The 17,477-nt window shown below is 65.0% G+C and carries 18 protein-coding genes; 5 read left to right on the plus strand and 13 right to left on the minus strand.

Annotation, left to right across the window (positions count from 1 at the left end):
* The 3 genes from ACDI39_RS14540 to ACDI39_RS14550 all read left to right on the plus strand — a co-directional run bounded on the left by ACDI39_RS14540 (position 1) and on the right by ACDI39_RS14550 (position 2,103).
* Entirely contained in the window at positions 1-339 is a 339-nt protein-coding gene (locus ACDI39_RS14540) for a histidine triad nucleotide-binding protein (protein WP_045180357.1), read from the plus strand.
* Positions 340-404: 65 nt separating this feature from the next.
* Positions 405-1,052, plus strand: a complete 648-nt coding sequence (coq7, locus tag ACDI39_RS14545) for a 2-polyprenyl-3-methyl-6-methoxy-1,4-benzoquinone monooxygenase (protein WP_225786411.1) — start codon at positions 405-407, stop codon at positions 1,050-1,052.
* 10 nt (positions 1,053-1,062) lie between these two features.
* Entirely contained in the window at positions 1,063-2,103 is a 1,041-nt protein-coding gene (locus ACDI39_RS14550) for a DUF2157 domain-containing protein (RefSeq protein ID WP_486536877.1), read from the plus strand.
* Between the two features lie 39 nt (positions 2,104-2,142).
* Here ACDI39_RS14550 and ACDI39_RS14555 read toward each other — a convergent pair whose 3' ends face one another.
* A complete protein-coding gene (locus ACDI39_RS14555) occupies positions 2,143-2,565 on the minus strand; it encodes an OsmC family protein (protein ID WP_225786413.1) in 423 nt (140 codons plus the stop codon).
* A 189-nt stretch (positions 2,566-2,754) separates the two neighbouring features.
* Between ACDI39_RS14555 and crp the strand changes: the two genes are divergently transcribed.
* The gene (crp, locus tag ACDI39_RS14560) at positions 2,755-3,399 is read left to right on the plus strand and encodes a cAMP-activated global transcriptional regulator CRP (protein ID WP_225786414.1); all 645 of its coding nucleotides are present in this window, start codon (positions 2,755-2,757) and stop codon (positions 3,397-3,399) included.
* Here crp and ACDI39_RS14565 read toward each other — a convergent pair.
* From ACDI39_RS14565 to ACDI39_RS14580, 4 genes are read right to left on the minus strand one after another with little or no spacing between them, the layout of a single operon-like run.
* Entirely contained in the window at positions 3,396-4,100 is a 705-nt protein-coding gene (locus ACDI39_RS14565) for a lipoate--protein ligase family protein (protein ID WP_225786415.1), read from the minus strand. The genes crp and ACDI39_RS14565 overlap by 4 nt on opposite strands.
* Before the next feature lie 55 nt (positions 4,101-4,155).
* On the minus strand, positions 4,156-4,992 hold the full coding sequence (gene trpC / locus ACDI39_RS14570) for an indole-3-glycerol phosphate synthase TrpC (RefSeq protein ID WP_225786416.1): 837 nt from the start codon (positions 4,990-4,992) through the stop codon (positions 4,156-4,158).
* Positions 4,989-6,038, minus strand: coding sequence for an anthranilate phosphoribosyltransferase (gene trpD, locus ACDI39_RS14575; protein ID WP_225786417.1), 1,050 nt, complete (start codon positions 6,036-6,038; stop codon positions 4,989-4,991). The genes trpC and trpD overlap by 4 nt, the downstream gene beginning before the upstream one ends.
* A gap of 9 nt (positions 6,039-6,047) precedes the next feature.
* Entirely contained in the window at positions 6,048-6,641 is a 594-nt protein-coding gene (locus tag ACDI39_RS14580; RefSeq protein ID WP_225786418.1) for an aminodeoxychorismate/anthranilate synthase component II, read from the minus strand.
* A gap of 374 nt (positions 6,642-7,015) precedes the next feature.
* Between ACDI39_RS14580 and estP the strand changes: the two genes are divergently transcribed.
* Positions 7,016-8,905, plus strand: coding sequence for an esterase EstP (estP, locus tag ACDI39_RS14585; RefSeq protein WP_486536878.1), 1,890 nt, complete (start codon positions 7,016-7,018; stop codon positions 8,903-8,905).
* 78 nt (positions 8,906-8,983) lie between these two features.
* Here the strand turns inward: estP and trpE are convergent, their stop codons facing one another.
* From trpE to ACDI39_RS14625, 8 genes are all read right to left on the minus strand, one after another.
* Positions 8,984-10,465, minus strand: coding sequence for an anthranilate synthase component I (gene trpE, locus ACDI39_RS14590; protein WP_486536879.1), 1,482 nt, complete (start codon positions 10,463-10,465; stop codon positions 8,984-8,986).
* 70 nt (positions 10,466-10,535) lie between these two features.
* Complete coding sequence (locus ACDI39_RS14595) at positions 10,536-11,354, minus strand: phosphoglycolate phosphatase (protein WP_225786421.1); 819 nt, start codon at positions 11,352-11,354, stop codon at positions 10,536-10,538.
* Entirely contained in the window at positions 11,351-12,025 is a 675-nt protein-coding gene (rpe, locus tag ACDI39_RS14600; RefSeq protein ID WP_225786422.1) for a ribulose-phosphate 3-epimerase, read from the minus strand. Before rpe ends, ACDI39_RS14595 begins: the two co-directional genes overlap by 4 nt.
* Before the next feature lie 181 nt (positions 12,026-12,206).
* On the minus strand, positions 12,207-13,034 hold the full coding sequence (locus ACDI39_RS14605) for an ABC transporter permease (protein ID WP_225786423.1): 828 nt from the start codon (positions 13,032-13,034) through the stop codon (positions 12,207-12,209).
* 11 nt (positions 13,035-13,045) lie between these two features.
* Entirely contained in the window at positions 13,046-14,293 is a 1,248-nt protein-coding gene (locus tag ACDI39_RS14610) for an ABC transporter permease (RefSeq protein WP_253080175.1), read from the minus strand.
* Between the two features lie 67 nt (positions 14,294-14,360).
* Positions 14,361-15,395: an ABC transporter substrate-binding protein gene (locus ACDI39_RS14615; protein WP_225786425.1), complete on the minus strand. Its 1,035-nt coding sequence runs from the start codon at positions 15,393-15,395 to the stop codon at positions 14,361-14,363.
* 40 nt (positions 15,396-15,435) lie between these two features.
* Positions 15,436-16,560, minus strand: coding sequence for an ABC transporter ATP-binding protein (locus tag ACDI39_RS14620; protein ID WP_225786426.1), 1,125 nt, complete (start codon positions 16,558-16,560; stop codon positions 15,436-15,438).
* A gap of 281 nt (positions 16,561-16,841) precedes the next feature.
* Positions 16,842-17,471 carry a response regulator gene (locus ACDI39_RS14625; RefSeq protein WP_225786427.1) on the minus strand — a complete coding sequence of 210 codons (630 nt, stop codon included), beginning with the start codon at positions 17,469-17,471 and terminating at the stop codon, positions 16,842-16,844.
* Positions 17,472-17,477: the final 6 nt, after the last annotated feature.

Consider the following 17,477-nt stretch of genomic DNA (forward strand, 5'->3'; position numbering starts at 1 on the left):
GTGGAGACTCTCTTCACCAAGATCATCAACCGGGAGATCCCGGCGAAGATCATCTACGAGGACGACCAGGTTCTGGCCTTCCACGATATCGCCCCCCAGGCGCCTGTGCATTTTCTGGTCATCCCGAAAAAGCCCATCCGCACCCTCAACGACCTGACCGAAGAGGACAAGGGCCTGGCCGGCCACATCCTGTTCACTGCCCAGCGCCTGGCCAAGGAGCTAGGTTGCGAGGAAGGCTTCCGGGTGGTCATGAACTGCAACGAGCTGGGCGGCCAGACCGTCTACCACATCCACATGCATGTGCTCGGCCAACGCCAGATGCACTGGCCGCCGGGCTGATCCAGGGCAACCCCCTCCCCGCCGATTGCGGTAAACTGTCGGGCACACTCTAGCGGAGGTGCCCGATGGCTACCGAACGTCACTACTCGCCGCTCGACCGCTTGTTGCTGCAGGCCGATACCGCCATGCGCACCTTGCTGCCCTTCAGCGGCCAACCTTCTCGTCCCTCCCCGGCCATCGTGCAACCGGACGCCGAGCTGGACGAAGCCCAGACCCGCCATATCGCCGGCCTGATGCGCATCAACCATACCGGCGAGGTATGTGCCCAGGCGCTCTACCAGGGCCAGGCGTTGACCGCCAAGCTGCCGCAGGTACGCAAGGCCATGGAGCATGCCGCCGAGGAAGAGGTCGACCACCTGGCCTGGTGCGAGCAGCGCATCCGCCAGCTGGGCAGCCACCCGAGCGTGCTCAACCCGCTGTTCTACGGTATGTCGTTCGGCATCGGCGCCCTCGCCGGCCTGGTCAGCGACAAGGTCAGCCTGGGCTTCGTCGCGGCCACCGAGCACCAAGTCTGCAAGCACCTGGACGAACACCTGGAGCAGATCCCCCCGCAAGACGAGAAATCCCGCGCCATCCTCGAGCAGATGCGCGTGGACGAGGAGCAGCACGCCGAATCCGCCCTCGAGGCCGGCGGCTACCGCTTCCCCGCACCGGTGCGCCTGGGCATGAGCCTGATGGCCAAGGTGATGACCAAGAGCACCTATCGCATCTAGGGGCACGGCCATGACGGAACGTTTCGACGCCAAGGACCTGGCGCGTGCCGTGGACGCCGGCATTCTCCAGCCGGGCCAGGAGCAGGCGCTGCTGGCGTTCTTGCGCCAGCAGCCGGAAAACCGTGGCACCTTTCAATTGGCCCATGTGGCCTTCTATTTCGGCGCGCTGCTGATCATGGGCGCCATGGGCTGGCTGCTTACCGAAGCCTGGATGCGCATCGGCGACTCGGCCCTGCTGGCCATTGCACTGTTGTATATCGTCCTGCTGACAGGCTTCGCCATGGCATTGCTGCGGCGCCAGCAACCCATCGCTGCCGGGGTGCTGGCTGCGGTCGCGGTAAGCATCGTGCCACTGGCAGTGTTCGCCATCGAGCGCATGTTGGGCTGGTGGCCGCTGGACGACACCCAAGCCGACTACCACCAGTACTACACCTACGTCCAAGGTGGCTGGTTGCTGATGGAAGCGGCCACGGTGCTCGCCGGGCTGCTGATGCTGCGCCTGGTGCCCTTCCCGTTCATCGTGATGCCGATCGCCGTGGCCCTGTGGTTCATGTCCATGGACCTGAGCGAATGGTTCTTTGGCTCGCCATTCAGTTGGGAGCAGCGGCGCACGGTATCGCTATGGTTCAGCCTGGCCCTGCTGCTGGTGTTCGTCGTGGTGGATGGCCGCACCCGTAGGGACTATGCCTTCTGGGGCTACCTGGCCGGGCTGGCGGCATTCTGGGGAGGCCTGACGCTGATGAACAGCGACAGCGAGCTGGGCAAGGCCCTCTACTGCCTGGTCAACCTTGGCTTGATGGGGCTGGCGGTGCTACTGCGCCGGCCGGTGTTCATGGTGTTCGGCGCCATGGGCGTGGCGGCTTACCTCGGCTACCTCTCCTACGAGGTGTTCGCCGACTCGCTGCTGTTCCCGCTGGTGCTGACCTTGATCGGCCTTGGCGTGATCGGCCTGGGGCTGCTTTACCAGAAGCGCCGCGAGCAGCTCAGCCAGTCGCTGCGCGCCCGTCTGCCGAGTTGGTTGCAACAAGCACTGCCAGCGCTGCGCGATTGATGGGCCGGGCAAGCGGCCCTATCAAGTCGAATACCTGCCTCAGCCCAGCTCGACGATCTCGTAGCCGTGGGTAATCTCGACACCGGCGCGATCGAGCATGATCGAGGCCGAGCAGTACTTCTCCGCCGACAGCTCCACCGCACGCTTGACCTGGGCCTCCTTCAGGCCACGCCCCTTGACCACGAACTTCAAGTGGATCTTGGTGAACACCTTGGGATCCTCGTCGGCGCGCTCGGCCTCCAGGAAGGCCTCGCAGCTTTCCACGGCCTGGCGCGACTTCTTCAGGATGCTCACGACATCGAAGCTGCTGCAACCGCCCAGGCCGAGCAGGAGCATCTCCATCGGGCGCACGCCCAGGTTGCGACCGCCAGCCTCGGGCGGGCCATCCATCACCACGACGTGGCCGCTCCCCGATTCGCCGAGGAACATCGCTTCACCGGCCCACTGGATGCGTGCCTTCATGTATCTGGACTCCCTAATGTTCGGAAAAGGCCGTCAGCTTAGACCTTGTGGAGCTGTCGGAAAAGCTCAAGACGAGTCGCTTTCATACCAATACCAGAGGCAGTGTCTGATAAGCTGGCGCCAAATGACTGGCACTTTCCGCCAAACCCCTATAAAAAGCCTATGCGTCATATCGAACAGGATTTCGTGATGGTTGCCTCAGCCCTACCCGCCAAGATCAAGAACATCGACAAGCTGCTCACCCACTGCCAGCGCCGCCGCTATGCCGCCAAGAGCAATATCATCTGTGCGGGCGACCGGGCAGACACGCTGTCGTTCATCGTCAAAGGCTCGGTGACCATCCTGATCGAGGACGACGACGGTCATGAGATGATCATCGCCTACCTCAACAGCGGCGATTTTTTCGGCGAGTTGGGCCTGTTCGAACCTAGCGGCCAGGAACAGCAACGTAGTGCCTGGGTCCGCGCCAAGACCGAATGCGAAGTGGCCGAGATCGGCTACGACAAGTTCCGCGAACTGGCTCGCCAGGATCCGGAAATCCTCTATGCGCTCGGCAGCCAGATGGCCCAGCGTCTGCGCAACACCACCCGCAAGGTCGGCGACCTCGCCTTCTTCGACGTCACCGGCCGCGTGGCCCGCTGCCTGCTGGACCTGTGCAAGCAGCCCGACGCGATGACCCACCCGGACGGTATGCAGATCAAGATCACCCGCCAGGAGATCGGCCGTATCGTCGGGTGCTCACGGGAAATGGTCGGTCGTGTGCTCAAGGACCTCGAGGAACGCAGCCTGGTCCAGGTCAAGGGCAAGACCATGGTGGTCTACGGCACCCGCTAGTCCCGGGGAAGCGCCGCGATCACCTCGTCGTAAGCCTGGCTCAGGCGCTCGAACCAGGGCGCCTCGGGCACGACCTCATGCAGGGCGACATGGGCATCGGCCCGGCAGCGTTGCTCCAGCTCACAACATTCGTTGAAGCGGTTGACCGCCGCGACCATCGACTCACGCTCGTTGTCCAGCAACAGCGCGCCATGCACCAGCACCACCGGGCGTTTGCCGCCCAGCCCCTGGCGCCAGCGCTGGGCCGTGCCGACCAGTTTGCGGCCATCGAGATTGACGTTGTACCGGCCATCGCAGAAAGCGCCATCGATCTCGCCGACCGATGCCACACCGCCCCATTCGCGCAGCACATCGCACAAGGGCAGGCACAGGCGCTCGTAGGCATTCTCGATGCGCCCCTGGTCCCCTTCGCTACGCGGCGCCACATAGACCAGTGCCACGTTCACCGTGGCATGCGACTGCGGCACCGGCTCCCCGCCGGTCTCGCGCAACAACACCGGCCAGCCACTGATCGCCAGTTCCGTGCAGGCAGCCTCGAAGTTCTCCAGGCGGCTCATGCGCCGTGGCATCACCAGGGCGCGGTCGGTCGGGCGCCAGAACAGCACACCAGCTTCGCGCTCGCCACGGCAGACTGCGGCCAGCAGCTCCTGTTCGGCGTGCAGGCCCTGTTCGACGGTAAGGGCCAGAGGTTGATCGCTCATCAGTTTTCCACCTTGTCCATGCAAAGAAGCCGGCATGTGCCGGCTTCAGGGTCGCTCAGTCCAGTTGCTGGACCACGTTGTGCACGGGCCGCTCGGGGAAGAACAGACGCTGCAGCTCCAGCCCCGGCTGCTCGGCGCGCATGAACGCCTCGCCGACCAGGAAGGAATACACCTCGTTGATTTCCATCAGTTCCACGTCGGCACGGTTGAGGATGCCGCTCTCGGTGATGGCCAGACGATCGCGCGGGATGCGCGGCAGCAGGTCGAGAGTGGTTTCCAGGCTGACCTCGAAGGTGTGCAGGTTGCGGTTGTTGACGCCGACCAGCGGGGTGTCGAGGGTCTGCAGGGCACGCTCCAGTTCATCGCCGTCGTGCACCTCCACCAGCACGTCGAGCCCGACGTCCTTGGCGGTGGCAGCCAGCTCGGCCATGCGCACGTCATCCAGCGCGGCGACGATCAGCAATACGCAGTCGGCGCCCAGGGCACGGGCCTCGACGACCTGGTAAGGGTCGATCAGGAAGTCCTTGCGGATCACCGGCAGCGCACAGGCCGCGCGGGCCTGCTGCAGGTAGGCATCGCCGCCCTGGAAGTAGTCCACATCGGTCAGTACCGACAGGCAGGTCGCCCCACCCTTCTCGTAGCTGGCGGCGATCTCCGCTGGCACGAAGTGTTCGCGGATCACCCCCTTGCTCGGCGAGGCCTTCTTGATTTCGGCGATCACCGCCGGCTGCTTGCGCCCGGCCTGCTCGATCAACGCATTGGCAAAGCCACGCGGGGCATCGGCTGCCTTGGCCAGGCGCTCCAGCTCGGCCAGGCTGACCCGGGCACTGCGCTCGGCCACTTCCTCGACCTTGCGGGCGAGGATTTTCTCCAGCACCGTCGGTACGCTCATGCTTCGTTCTCCTGCTTGAATACCGCGGTGAAGGCACCCAGCTCCTGCAACTTCTCCCAGGCAAGGCCGGTGTGCAGCACGTCATGGGCCAGCTCCACCCCTGCTTTGAGGCTCATCGCGTGATCGGCGGCATACAGCGCGGCACCGGCGTTGAGCACGATCATCTCGGCAGCCTTCTGGCCGTTCTCGGTCTTGCGCCGGCCCAGGGCATCGCGGATCAGCTCCAGCGAGGCCTGCGGGCCCTCGACCGCCAGACCATGCAGGCTCTGGCTCTTCATGCCGAGGTCTTCCGGCTCGACCCAGTACTCGCTGATCTGGTCATTCTTCAGCTCGGCGACGAAGGTCGGCGCGGCCAGACTGAACTCGTCCAGGCCATCCTTCGAGTGCACCACCAACACATGCTTGCTGCCCAGACGCTGCAGCACCTGAGCCAGTGGGCGGCACAGGGCCTGGGTGAAGACCCCGACCACCTGGTGTTTCACACCGGCCGGATTCGTAAGCGGGCCGAGCATGTTGAACAGGGTGCGCAGCCCCAGCTCGCGGCGAGGCCCGGCGGCGTGCTTCATGGCGCTGTGGTGGGTCTGGGCGAACATGAAACCGATCCCCAGGCTGTCGATGCAGCGAGCGACCTGCACCGGAGTCAGGTTCAGGTAGATGCCGGCGGCCTCCAGCAGGTCGGCGCTGCCGCTCTTGCCGGACACCGCCCGGTTGCCATGCTTGGCCACGGTGCAACCGGCCGCGGCGAGAACGAAGGCCGAGGCGGTGGACACGTTGAAGATGTTGGCGCCATCACCACCGGTGCCGACGATGTCGACGACACCATCCAGGCTCTGCAGCTCGACCTTGTCGGCCAGCTCGCGCATCACCGACACGGCGCCGACGATCTCGTCGATGCTCTCGCTCTTCATGCGCATGCCCATCAGGAAGGCACCGATCTGCGCCTCCGTGCACTGGCCGGTCATGATCTGGCGCATGACGCCGCGCATTTCCTCGGTGGACAGGTCCAGATGGCCGACGATACGGCTCAACGCGCTCTTGATATCCATGTTCGTTCCTTAGCGGCGGCCGCCGGTCTGCTTGAGGAAATTGGCGAACAACTCATGCCCTTGCTCGGTGAGGATCGACTCGGGGTGGAACTGCACTCCTTCGATGTTCAGGGCCTTGTGGCGCAGGCCCATGATCTCGTCGACCGAACCATCGTCATGCGCGGTCCAGGCGGTGACCTCCAGGCAATCCGGCAGGGTTTCGCGCTTGACCACCAGGGAATGGTAGCGGGTCACGGTGAGCGGGTTGTTGAGGCCGGCGAACACGCCCAGGTCGCGGTGATGCACCGGGCTGGTCTTGCCATGCATCACCTGGCGGGCCCGCACCACGTCACCGCCGAAGGCCTGGCCGATGGACTGGTGGCCCAGGCACACGCCCAGGATCGGCAACTTGCCGGCAAAGTGCAGGATGGCTTCGATGGACACGCCCGCCTCGCTCGGCGTGCAAGGGCCCGGGGAGACGACGATGCGCTCCGGCTCGAGGGCTTCGATCTGGGCGATGGTCATTTCGTCGTTGCGAATGACCTTGACCTCGGCACCCAGCTCGCCGAGGTATTGAACGACGTTGTAGGTGAAGGAGTCGTAGTTGTCGATCATCAGTAACATCTGGAGCGAACCTCTTGAATACTGACTTTGGATTCGAACCTTCCCATGCCAGCCACGGGTGCGGACGATCCCGCAAGGGGCGGCAGGTGCAGCGAATGGAAGGCAAACGGGGACGGGCCGGGCAAGCCGGCAGGAGATAAAGTCAGGCGCGCCAACGCCAACGGGCGTGGGCCTTGATAACGCGCATCAGGAGTCTGCTGACGATCAACACGGGGTAGGTCTCGTTCATACGTCACGGCACAGTAGCCTACCGGGGCGGCAGGTGCAATATGCCCGTAAATACCGGGAAACGAATGGACTTGGAAAGCATGACCTGCGATTTGCTAAGGTCAGTCGGCTTGTCCTCATAAAAACAACGAAAAGGATATTCAGACATGCGCAAACCGCCCTTCCTGCGTTCCCTGCTCGGCCTGCTGGCCCTGGCCTGCAGCCAGGCCATGGCGGCGCCCTCGCCCTACTCGACGCTCATCGTCTTCGGTGACAGCCTCAGCGATGCCGGCCAGTTCCCCGACCTGGCCGGTGGCACCGCCGCCATGCGCTTCACCAACCGTGACACCGACGGCAACTATGCGCCCGTCTCGCCGATGCTGCTCGGCGGCCGCCTGGGCGTGGCACCGGCCGACCTCAACCCGTCCACCTCGCTGGCTGTCCGCCCCGACGGCAACAACTGGGCGGTCGGCGGCTACACCACCCAGCAGATCCTCGATTCGATCACCGATACCTCGCGGACGGTCATTCCGCCGGGCAACCCTGGGGCCGGCGCCGTACTGCGCGAGCGCCCCGGCTACCTGGCCAGCGGCCTGGGCGCCGACCCGAACGCGCTCTACTACCTGACCGGTGGTGGCAACGATTTCCTCCAGGGCCTGGTCAACAGCCCCGCCGATGCCGCAGCCGCTGGCGCGCGCCTGGCGGCCAGTGCCCAGGCGCTGCAGCAGGGCGGCGCCCGCTACATCATGGTCTGGCTACTGCCCGACCTGGGCCAGACGCCGAACTTCAGCGGTACACCGCAGCAAGGCCCGCTCTCCCAGTTGTCCGGCGTATTCAACCAGTCCTTGGTGGAACAACTGGACCGCGTCGACGCCGAGATCATCCCGCTGAACATCCCCGTCCTGCTCCAGGAGGCCCTCGCCAGCCCGGCGCAGTTCGGCCTTGCGGCCGACCAGGACCTGGTCGGCACCTGCTACAGCGGCGGCAGTTGCGTGGAGAACCCGGTTTACGGCATCAATGGCCCCACACCGGACCCGAGCCGGCTGCTGTTCAACGACTCGGTGCACCCGACCATCGCCGGCCAGCGGCTGATCGCCGACTACGCCTACTCGATCATCGCCGCTCCCTGGGAGCTGACCTTGCTTCCAGAAATGGCCCACGCCAGCCTGCGCGCCCACCAGGACGAACTGCGCAACCAGTGGCAGACACCCTGGCAAGCCGTCGGCCAATGGCAGACCATTCTCGCCACTGGCGCCCAGGACCTGGACTTCGACGACCAGCGCAGCGCCGCCAGTGGCGACGGGCGGGGCTACAACCTGACCCTCGGCGGCAGCTACCGGCTCGACGAGGCCTGGCGCATCGGCCTGGCCGCAGGCGTCTATCGGCAGAAACTGGAGGCCGGCGAACAGGACTCGGACTACAAGCTCGACAGTTACCTGGCCACGCTGTTCGCCCAGTTCCGCCAGCAGCGCTGGTGGGCGGACGCCGCCTTGACCGCGGGGCACCTGGATTACCACGACCTCGAGCGCACCTTCGCCCTGGGCGTGGGCGAGCGCAGCGAGAAAGGCGACACGGACGGCGAAACCTGGGCACTGTCGGGTCGCCTGGGTTACAACCTAGCGACAGAGGGCAGCGACTGGCAGTTGTCACCATTCGTCAGCGCCGACTATGCCCGGGTCAAGGTGGATGGCTATGACGAGAAGAGCGGGCGCTCCACTGCGCTGGGCTTCGACGATCAGGACCGTACCTCGCGACGCCTGGGAGTGGGGCTGCAGGGCAGCTATCAATTCGCCCCGGGCACCCGGCTGTTCGCCGAGGTCGCCCGCGAGCATGAGTTCGAGGATGATCGCCAGGACCTGACGATGCGCCTGACCACCCTGCCAGCCAATGATTTCACACTCACCGGCTATACCCCTCACAGCAACCTGACCCGTGCCAGCCTGGGGCTTACCCATGAACTGACGCCGGGGCTGCACGTGCGTGGCAACTACAACTGGCGCAAGAGCGATGAGCTGACCCAGCAGGGAGTGAGCCTGGCCCTGAGCCTGGACTTTTGAAGCCCCTGGGGTCGCTTTGCGTCCCCAACCGATACAAAAACGGCGCCCACCAGGGGCGCCGTTTCTTCATGCCAGCCATCAGGCCTTGGGCGTCTGCTCCGCCAGGCCCACCGCACGGAACATGGCGCGGCGCTTGTTGATGGTCTCTTCCCACTCCAGCGCCGGCACCGAGTCGGCGACGATACCGCCACCGGCCTGGACATGCAGCTCGCCATCCTTGATCACCGCAGTACGGATGGCAATGGCCGTGTCCATGTTGCCGTTCCAGGCGAAGTAGCCCACCGCCCCCCCATAGACACCGCGCTTGACCGGCTCCAGCTCGTCGATGATCTCCATCGCGCGGATCTTCGGCGCCCCCGACAGGGTGCCAGCCGGCAGGATGGCACGCAGCGCATCCATGGCAGTCAGGCCCTGGCGCAACTGCCCGGTGACGTTGGAGACGATGTGCATCACGTTGGAATAGCGCTCGATCACCATCTTCTCGGTCAGGCGTACGCTGCCCGTCGAGGACACCCGGCCCACGTCGTTGCGCCCCAGGTCGATGAGCATCAGGTGCTCGGCGATTTCCTTCTCGTCGGACAGCAGGTCGTCCTCCAGTGCCCGGTCGGCCTCCTCGGTGACGCCACGCGGGCGGGTGCCGGCGATCGGGCGCACGGTCACCAGGTTGTCTTCGACCCGCACCAGCACCTCGGGCGAACTGCCGACCACATGGAAATCGCCGAAGTTGAAGAAGTACATGTACGGCGTCGGGTTGAAGCAGCGCAGCGCCCGGTACAGGTCGATGGGCGCGGCCTTGAAGTCGATGGACATGCGCTGGGACGGCACCACCTGCATGCAATCCCCGGCCAGGATGTACTCCTTGATGCGGGCCACCGCGTTCTCGTAGTCCTCGCGGGTGTAGCTGGAGCGGAATTCCGGCTCGGCGGCGAGCGGGCCGCTCAGATCCAGGCCGCGGCGCGGGGTGATCGGCTGGCGCAGCGTGTCCAGCAGGCCCTCGAGCCGTGCCTGCCCTTCTTCGTAGGCCTGCTCCTGGGCCGGGTCGACCAGCACGATCGCGTGCATCTTGCCCGCCAAGTTGTCGAACACCACCACGGCATCGGAGACCATCAACAGGATGTCCGGCACACCCAGCGGATCCGGGTTCGGGCAGGCGCCCAGGCGCTTTTCCACATAACGGACGCAGTCATAGCCGAAGTAGCCGACCAGGCCGCCATTGAAGCGCGGCAAACCCGGAATGTCGGCGACCTTGTAGCGATCCTTGAAGGTCTCGACGAACGCCAGCGGGTCCTCGACGTCATGGCTTTCCACTTCTTCGCCGTCCTGCAAGATGCTCACGTGGTAGCCATGTACCCGCAGCACAGTGCGCGAGGGCAAGCCGATCATCGAGTAGCGCCCCCACTTCTCGCCGCCCTGTACGGACTCGAGCAGGTAGGAGTTGGGTTGGTCGGCGAGCTTCAGGTAGATCGACAGCGGCGTGTCGAAGTCGGCCAGGGTTTCACAGGCCAGGGGAATGCGGTTGTAGCCGGCAGCGGCCAGGCGCAGGAATTCTTCGCGGGTCATGGGTAGCCTCGTGGCAAGCAGCAATGGGGTCGGGCAAGCGGACGGGCCGGCAGGCGCCGGCGGGCGGAAGTCAGGCGCGCCAGCGCCAACGGGCCAGGGCCTTGATGACTTTCATCCAGAATTTGCCGGTAACCGCCACGGTGGACTCTCTGTCTTGTGAGGCTTGAAGGTCCGCCAACGTTATCCCAGTGGCCGGGACTAAGCAACCGGGCAGCAGGGCGCGCAGGTCGTCGATGACCAGGCTGGGGGATTCCTCATCGATGGGCCGCCCATGGTTGTAGCCATAGGTCAGGCCGACGCATTGCACACCCGCCGCCCTGGCCGCCAGCACATCGCTGCGCGAATCGCCGACGAACAGCGACTCGGCGGGGGCGACGCCGGCCATCTTCATGACGAACAGCAAGGCCGCCGGGTCAGGCTTCTTCTGCGCCAGGGTGTCGCCGCCAATGATCCAGCGGAAGTAACGACCGATCTTCATCTGATCGAGCAGCGGGCCGACGAAACGCTCAGGCTTGTTGGTGATCAGCGCCATCTCCACGCCTTGCTTGCGCAGCCAGCGCAGGGTGTCGCGCACCCCGGGGTAGATCACCGTCAGGTCGTGGCTTTCGGCGTAGGCCTCCATGAACAGGGCCAGGCCCTGCTCGGCCAGTGCATCGTCGACGCCTGCGTGATCCAGGCCGCCGGCCAGGGCGCGGCGCACGAGGACCTGGGCACCATTGCCGACCCATTGGCGCACGGCCTCCAGGCCAGCGGGCGGGCGCCCCATCTGGAGCAGCATGCGATCCACGGCGGCAGCCAGGTCGGGGACCGAATCGATCAGGGTGCCATCCAGATCGAACATCACCAGCCTGGGCAGCGTCCCTGGGAACAGCTGCTCGAAGCCGCTCATGGGTGGGCCTGGGCCAGTTCGGCGCGCATGCTGGCGATGACGTCCTGGTAATCCGGCGCATTGAAGATCGCCGAGCCCGCCACGAAGGTGTCGGCACCTGCGGCCGCGATCTCGCGGATATTGCCGACGTTGACGCCGCCATCGATCTCCAGGCGGATGTCACGGCCGCTGGCATCGATCAAGGCGCGCGCCTCGCGCAGCTTGTCGAGGGTGCCAGGGATGAACTTCTGGCCACCGAAGCCTGGGTTGACGCTCATCAGCAGGACCATGTCGACCTTGTCCATCACGTACTTCAGCACGTCCAGGCCGGTGGCCGGGTTGAACACCAGGCCAGCCTTGCAGCCACCGTCGCGGATCAGTTGCAGGGAGCGGTCGATGTGCTGGGAGGCTTCCGGATGGAACGTGATGTAGGTGGCGCCGGCTTCGATGAAGTCGCCGATGATGCGGTCGACCGGGCTGACCATCAGGTGCACGTCGATCGGCGCGGTCACGCCATACTTGCGCAGGGCGCTGCAGACCATCGGGCCGATGGTCAGGTTGGGTACGTAGTGGTTGTCCATCACATCGAAGTGGACGATATCGGCGCCAGCGGCGAGCACCTTGTCGACGTCCTCGCCCAGGCGGGCGAAATCGGCGGAGAGGATGGAGGGGGCAATAGCGTAGGGCTGCATGGCGCACCTGTTGGCAGAATCACGGTGGCGCGCATTGTAACCCAGGCGAGCGAATCGGGGCTGATTGGCGTCAAGCGGTGCCGATGGCGACACAAAATCATTCGGTTGGCAGCGCTTTGTCATCTTTGGGGCTGCCTTGCAGCCCCAAATACCCCTTGAAAGGGCCGGCACAACCTGCCAATCAGGTCGGCTGCTGGGTTCGCATCTTCTCGCTCCGCCCGCGCAACCACTCCAGGGTCAGCAGCAGAACCACCGAAAAGGCGATCAGCAACGTCGCCGCCGCGGCAATGGTCGGGCTCAGGTTCTCGCGGATGCCGCTGAACATCTGTCGTGGCAACGTCGCCTGCTCGGGCCCGGCGAGGAACAGGGTCACCACCACCTCGTCGAACGACGTGGCGAAGGCGAACAACGCCCCGGAGATCACCCCGGGCGCGATCAGCGGCAAGGTCACCCGGCGGAAGGCCAGCAGCGGCGAGGCTCCCAGGCTGGCCGCCGCTCGCACCAGGTTGTAGTTGAAGCCCTGCAAGGTCGCCGACACGGTGATGATGACGAACGGCACGCCCAGTACCGCATGCACCAGGATCAGCGAGATGAAGCTGTTGCCCAGGCCCAGCGGGGCGAAGAACAGATAGCTGGCCACGCCGATGATCACCACTGGCACCACCATCGGCGAAATCACCAAGGCCATCACCAGCGACTTGCCAGGAAAGTCGCTGCGGGTCAGGCCGATGGCGGCCAGGGTGCCGAACACCATGGCCAGCACGGTGGCCGCCGGGGCGACGATGATGCTGTTCTTCAACGAACGCATCCATTCAGCGGACGAAAAGAAGTCCTCGTACCACTGCAGCGAAAAACCCTGCAGCGGGTAGACCAGGAAACTGCCGCTGTTGAACGACAACGGCACGATCACCAGCACCGGCAATACCAGGAACAGCAGGATCAGGCCGCAGAGGATTCGCAGGCTGTAGAACCAGACCCGCTCCACGGGCGACATGTAAGGGCTCAGCATGGCAAGGCTCCTCAGCTCAGGCGCAGGCGGCTGGCGCCGACCAGCCAGCTATAGATCAGGTACAGCAACACGGTGGCCAGCAGCAGCAACCCGCCCAGCGCGGTGGCCATGCCCCAGTTGATGCTGGTGTTGGTGTAGAAGGCGACGAAGTAGCTGACCATCTGGTCGTTGGGGCTGCCGAGCAGCGCCGGGGTGATGTAGTAGCCGATGGAGATGATGAACACCAGCAGGCAACCGGCGCCGACACCGGCATAGGTCTGCGGGAAGTACACCCGCCAGAAACTGGCGAACGGATGGCAACCCAGGGAGATCGCCGCGCGCATGTAGCTGGGCGAGATGCCCTTCATCACGCTGTACAGCGGCAAGATCATGAACGGCAGGAGGATATGGACCATCGAGATGTACACGCCGGTGCGGTTGAACACCAACTCCAGCGGCTCATCGATGATGCCCACCGCCATCAGCGCACTGTTGATCAGGCCGCCCGACTGCAACAGCACGATCCAGGCCGCCACCCGCACCAGGATCGAGGTCCAGAACGGCAGCAGCACCAGGATCATCAGCAGGTTGCTCTGCCGGGTCGGCAGGTTGGCCAGCAGGTAGGCCAGCGGATAGGCCAGCAGCAGGCAGATCACGGTGATCACCACGCCCATCCACAGGGTGCGGGCGAAGATGTCCAGGTAGATCGCCTGGTCGGGCGTGGCCTTGGCCAGCTCGCCCAGGTCGTCGATGCGGTGGTCCAGTGCGGCCAGCAGGTAGAACGGCGTGACCGTGCTGGTGTTGCGGCGGATCGCCTGCCAATAGGCCGGATCGCCCCAACGCTCGTCGAGCGTCTGCAAGGCATCCTTGTAGGCGCTCGGCTCAGTCTTGAACGGCAGCGCCCTGGCGGTCTTGGCCAGCAGGCTGCGGTAGCCGGCCAGTTCCATGTTCAGGCGCTTGGAAAGGTCGCCCAAGGTCTGGTTGCGACGCGATTCGGCCAGGTCCTGACTGAGCGCCTTGTACACTTCTTCGCCCGGCAGGCCCTTGCCGTCCCACTGCGACACGGCCTCGACGGTACGTGGCAGGCCGGCGACCACCTCCGGGTTGCCGACGCTCTTGTACAGCAGTGCCGCGATCGGCACCAGGAACACCAGCAACAGGAACAGCGCCAGCGGCGCGATCAACGCCTGCGCTTTCCAGCGGTTGACCCGTTCGGCATGCTTGAGACGCTGCTTGAGGCTTTTACCTGCGCCTTCGTTCAGGGGCACTGCAATGGCCATGGCGAACTCCGAAAAATCTGGGGAACGAGGAGCGCCGGGCCGTTCCCCGGCGCTCCTTCGGTGCGGCTTACTTCCTCGCCGCCCAAGCGTTGAAGCGTTGTTCCAGCTGCTCGCTGTTGTCGGCCCAGAAGGCCACGTCGATCTGCACCTGGTTGGCGATGTTCTCAGGCGTGGTCGGCATGTCCTTCTTCACCTCGTCCGAGAGCAGGCTGACCGCCTTGGCGTTGGCCGGGCCATAGGCGATGTTCTCGGAGTAGATCTTCTGCTGCTCGGGCTGCACGCTGAAGGCGATGAACTTCTTCGCTTCGTCGGTATCCTTGGCGCCCCTCGGAATGGCCCAGGCGTCGAAGTCGTAGATACCGCCGTTCCACACCACCTTGAGGTTGCTCTCCTTCTGCACCGCGGCGATGCGGCCGTTGTAGGCCGAGCTCATGACCACGTCACCCGAGGCCAGGTACTGGGGCGGCTGGGCACCGGCCTCCCACCACTGGATGCTCGGCTTGATCTCGTCGAGCTTCTTGAAGGCACGGTCCTGGCCTTCCTTGGTGGCCAGCACCTTGTACACATCCTTCGGCGCCACACCGTCGGCCATCAGGGCGAACTCCAGGGTGTACTTGGCCCCCTTGCGCAGGCCGCGCTTGCCCGGGAACTGCTTGGTGTCCCAGAAATCCGCCCAGCTGGTGGGCGCGGTCTTGAGCTTGTCGGCGTTGTAGGCCAGCACGGTGGACCAGACGAAGAAGCCCACGCCACAGGGTTGGATGGCGCCAGGCACGTAGTCGGCCTCATCGCCGAACAGGGCTGGGTCGAGCTCCTCGAACATGCCCTCGTCGCAACCACGGGCCAGCTCTGGCGACTCCACCTCCACCAGGTTCCAGGACACGCTCTTGGTGTCGACCATGGCCTTGACCTTGGCCATTTCGCCGTTGTACTCACCGGCGATGATCTTGCCCTTGCCCGCCTTCTCCCATGGCTCGTAGAACGCCTTGACCTGGGCGGCCTTGTTCGCACCGCCGAAAGACACCACGGTCAGGTCGGCGGCCAGGGCCTGGCCGGCGGCGAACAGGCCAAGGGCCAGGGCGGTCAGTTTCAACTGCTTGCGCATTATTATTCTCTCCACAGTACAGGGTTGGTGAAGCAAACCATCAGTGGGCTTCGGCAATCGGATCGAGCGCGCGGGCGTGCTCCACCTCCCAGCCAAGCGGTACCACATCGCCCACGGCCAGGGCCGGGTCGAGCTCGGCAATCGGCTGCTTCACGAAGAAGTCGGCCTTGCCGCAGACTTCCAGGCGCACCCGCACGTGGTCGCCCAGGTAGATGAACTCGGCCACCCGGCCGGAGAAACGGTTGACGCAGCGCTCGCTGTGGCCGTTGAGGCGCACCCGCTCCGGGCGGATCGACAGGGTCACCGGCTCGCCCGCCGCCCCCACGTTCACCGCCAGCGCCTCGACCCGCTCGCCGCGGGGCAGCTGCACCTGACAGCGGTCGCCATCGTGCGACAGCAAGGTGCCGTTGAGGCGGTTGTTCTCGCCGATGAAGTTGGCGACGAAGGTGTTGCGCGGCTCTTCATAGAGGGTGCGCGGGTCGGCGATCTGCTGGATCTCGCCCTGGTGGAACACCGCCACCCGGTCGGACATGGTCAGCGCCTCGCCCTGGTCGTGGGTCACATAGACCACGGTCACGCCCAGGCGCTGGTGGATGTGCTTGATCTCCATCTGCATGTGCTCGCGCAACTGCTTGTCGAGCGCGCCGAGCGGCTCGTCCATCAGCACCAGCTGCGGCTCGAACACCAGGGCGCGGGCCAGGGCCACCCGCTGCTGCTGGCCACCGGAGAGCTGGCCCGGGTAGCGCTTGGCGAAGGCATCGAGCTGGACCATGGCCAGTACCCGCTTGACCCGCTCGCTGATGTCGGTCTTGCTCAGGTTGCGCACGCTCAAGGGGAAGGCCAGGTTCTCTTCCACGGTCATGTGCGGGAACAGCGCGTAGTTCTGGAACACCATGCCGATGTCGCGTTTGTGCGGCGGCACGTTGTTGATCGAACGCCCGGCCAGCTGGATCTCGCCGGCGGTGGGGGTCTCGAAGCCGGCCAGCATCATCAGGCTGGTGGTCTTGCCCGAGCCGGACGGGCCGAGCAAGGTGAGGAACTCGCCCTTGCGGATGTCCAGGTTGAGGTCCTTGACGATCAGCGATTCGCCGTCGTAGCTCTTCTGCACACCCCGGAAAGCTACCAGCGTCTCGCCACCGGCAGCGTTCGAATTCACCTCGCTCATGCCTGCACCTTCTTCTTGGAATGACTGCGTGAGCCAAGACTAGAGAAGCGGCAAGCCCCCGGAAATCGGGGGTGCTGAGAGAATGCCATCATCCGGATGGAAGATTTGCTGTAGGGATTGCCCTACAAGCGTGACGGTTTCAGACATTCCAGCGGCCCGCCCCCATAGGGCTTGCGCCAACCGAAGGTGCTCTGCGCCGCAGCCCAGCCCCAATCGAAGGCCGGGCTTGCTCGCACAGGCCGGGAGCCCCCCGGGCTCACCCCATGTCGCAAACGGGACACTCACACCAGCTTGTGCTCCATGGCGTACTTCACCAGTTCCGCCAGTGAGTTGACCTTGAGCTTCTGCATCAGGCGCGCCTTGTGGGTGCTGATGGTCTTGCTGGAGAGCGCCAGTTGCTGGGCGATGTCGTTGACGTTGGCGCCCTGGGCCAGGCGCTCGAACACCGAGAACTCACGCTCCGAGAGCAGGGTATGCAGGGGGCGGGTCTCGGTCAGGCCGACCTCGAAGACCATGCGGTCGGCCAGCGCCGGGTCGATGTAGCGCCCACCGCCTGCCACGCGGCGGATGGCCGTCAGCAGCAGGGCAGGATCGCTGTCCTTGGTGGCGTAGCCAGCGGCGCCAGCCTTCAGGGCACGAGCGGCCATCTGCGCCTCGTCGTGCATCGACAGCACCAGGATTGCCGGCGGATTGCCCTGCGCCCGGATCCGCGCAATCGCCTCCAGGCCGTTCACCCCCGGCATGGAGATATCCAGCAACACCACCTCGCAGGGCGTATGGCGCAGGGTCTCGAGCAATTGCTCACCGTTGCCGGCCTCCCCCACCACCTGCATGTCCTTGGCCAGGCCGATCAACTGCTTGATGCCCTCGCGGACGATGGTGTGGTCTTCGGCCACCAGCACTCGAATCACGGTCGC

It is taken from the genome of Pseudomonas sp. Tun-23181 (genome assembly GCF_057415455.1).

What these genes read in the sequence shown, in the direction of transcription:
- trpE (WP_486536879.1), bottom strand. Translation starts at nt 10,465, where the DNA reads ATGACCCGCGAAGAATTCCTGCGCCTGGCCGCTGCCGGCTACAACCGC.
- ACDI39_RS14605 (WP_225786423.1), bottom strand. Translation starts at nt 13,034, where the DNA reads ATGCTGAGCCCTTACATGTCGCCCGTGGAGCGGGTCTGGTTCTACAGC.
- rpe (WP_225786422.1), bottom strand. Translation starts at nt 12,025, where the DNA reads ATGCAGCCCTACGCTATTGCCCCCTCCATCCTCTCCGCCGATTTCGCC.
- coq7 (WP_225786411.1), top strand. Translation starts at nt 405, where the DNA reads ATGGCTACCGAACGTCACTACTCGCCGCTCGACCGCTTGTTGCTGCAG.
- ACDI39_RS14555 (WP_225786413.1), bottom strand. Translation starts at nt 2,565, where the DNA reads ATGAAGGCACGCATCCAGTGGGCCGGTGAAGCGATGTTCCTCGGCGAA.
- ACDI39_RS14580 (WP_225786418.1), bottom strand. Translation starts at nt 6,641, where the DNA reads ATGTTACTGATGATCGACAACTACGACTCCTTCACCTACAACGTCGTT.
- ACDI39_RS14565 (WP_225786415.1), bottom strand. Translation starts at nt 4,100, where the DNA reads ATGAGCGATCAACCTCTGGCCCTTACCGTCGAACAGGGCCTGCACGCC.
- ACDI39_RS14615 (WP_225786425.1), bottom strand. Translation starts at nt 15,395, where the DNA reads ATGCGCAAGCAGTTGAAACTGACCGCCCTGGCCCTTGGCCTGTTCGCC.
- ACDI39_RS14550 (WP_486536877.1), top strand. Translation starts at nt 1,063, where the DNA reads ATGACGGAACGTTTCGACGCCAAGGACCTGGCGCGTGCCGTGGACGCC.
- crp (WP_225786414.1), top strand. Translation starts at nt 2,755, where the DNA reads ATGGTTGCCTCAGCCCTACCCGCCAAGATCAAGAACATCGACAAGCTG.
- trpC (WP_225786416.1), bottom strand. Translation starts at nt 4,992, where the DNA reads ATGAGCGTACCGACGGTGCTGGAGAAAATCCTCGCCCGCAAGGTCGAG.
- trpD (WP_225786417.1), bottom strand. Translation starts at nt 6,038, where the DNA reads ATGGATATCAAGAGCGCGTTGAGCCGTATCGTCGGCCATCTGGACCTG.
- ACDI39_RS14620 (WP_225786426.1), bottom strand. Translation starts at nt 16,560, where the DNA reads ATGAGCGAGGTGAATTCGAACGCTGCCGGTGGCGAGACGCTGGTAGCT.
- estP (WP_486536878.1), top strand. Translation starts at nt 7,016, where the DNA reads ATGCGCAAACCGCCCTTCCTGCGTTCCCTGCTCGGCCTGCTGGCCCTG.
- ACDI39_RS14610 (WP_253080175.1), bottom strand. Translation starts at nt 14,293, where the DNA reads ATGGCCATTGCAGTGCCCCTGAACGAAGGCGCAGGTAAAAGCCTCAAG.
- ACDI39_RS14595 (WP_225786421.1), bottom strand. Translation starts at nt 11,354, where the DNA reads ATGAGCGGCTTCGAGCAGCTGTTCCCAGGGACGCTGCCCAGGCTGGTG.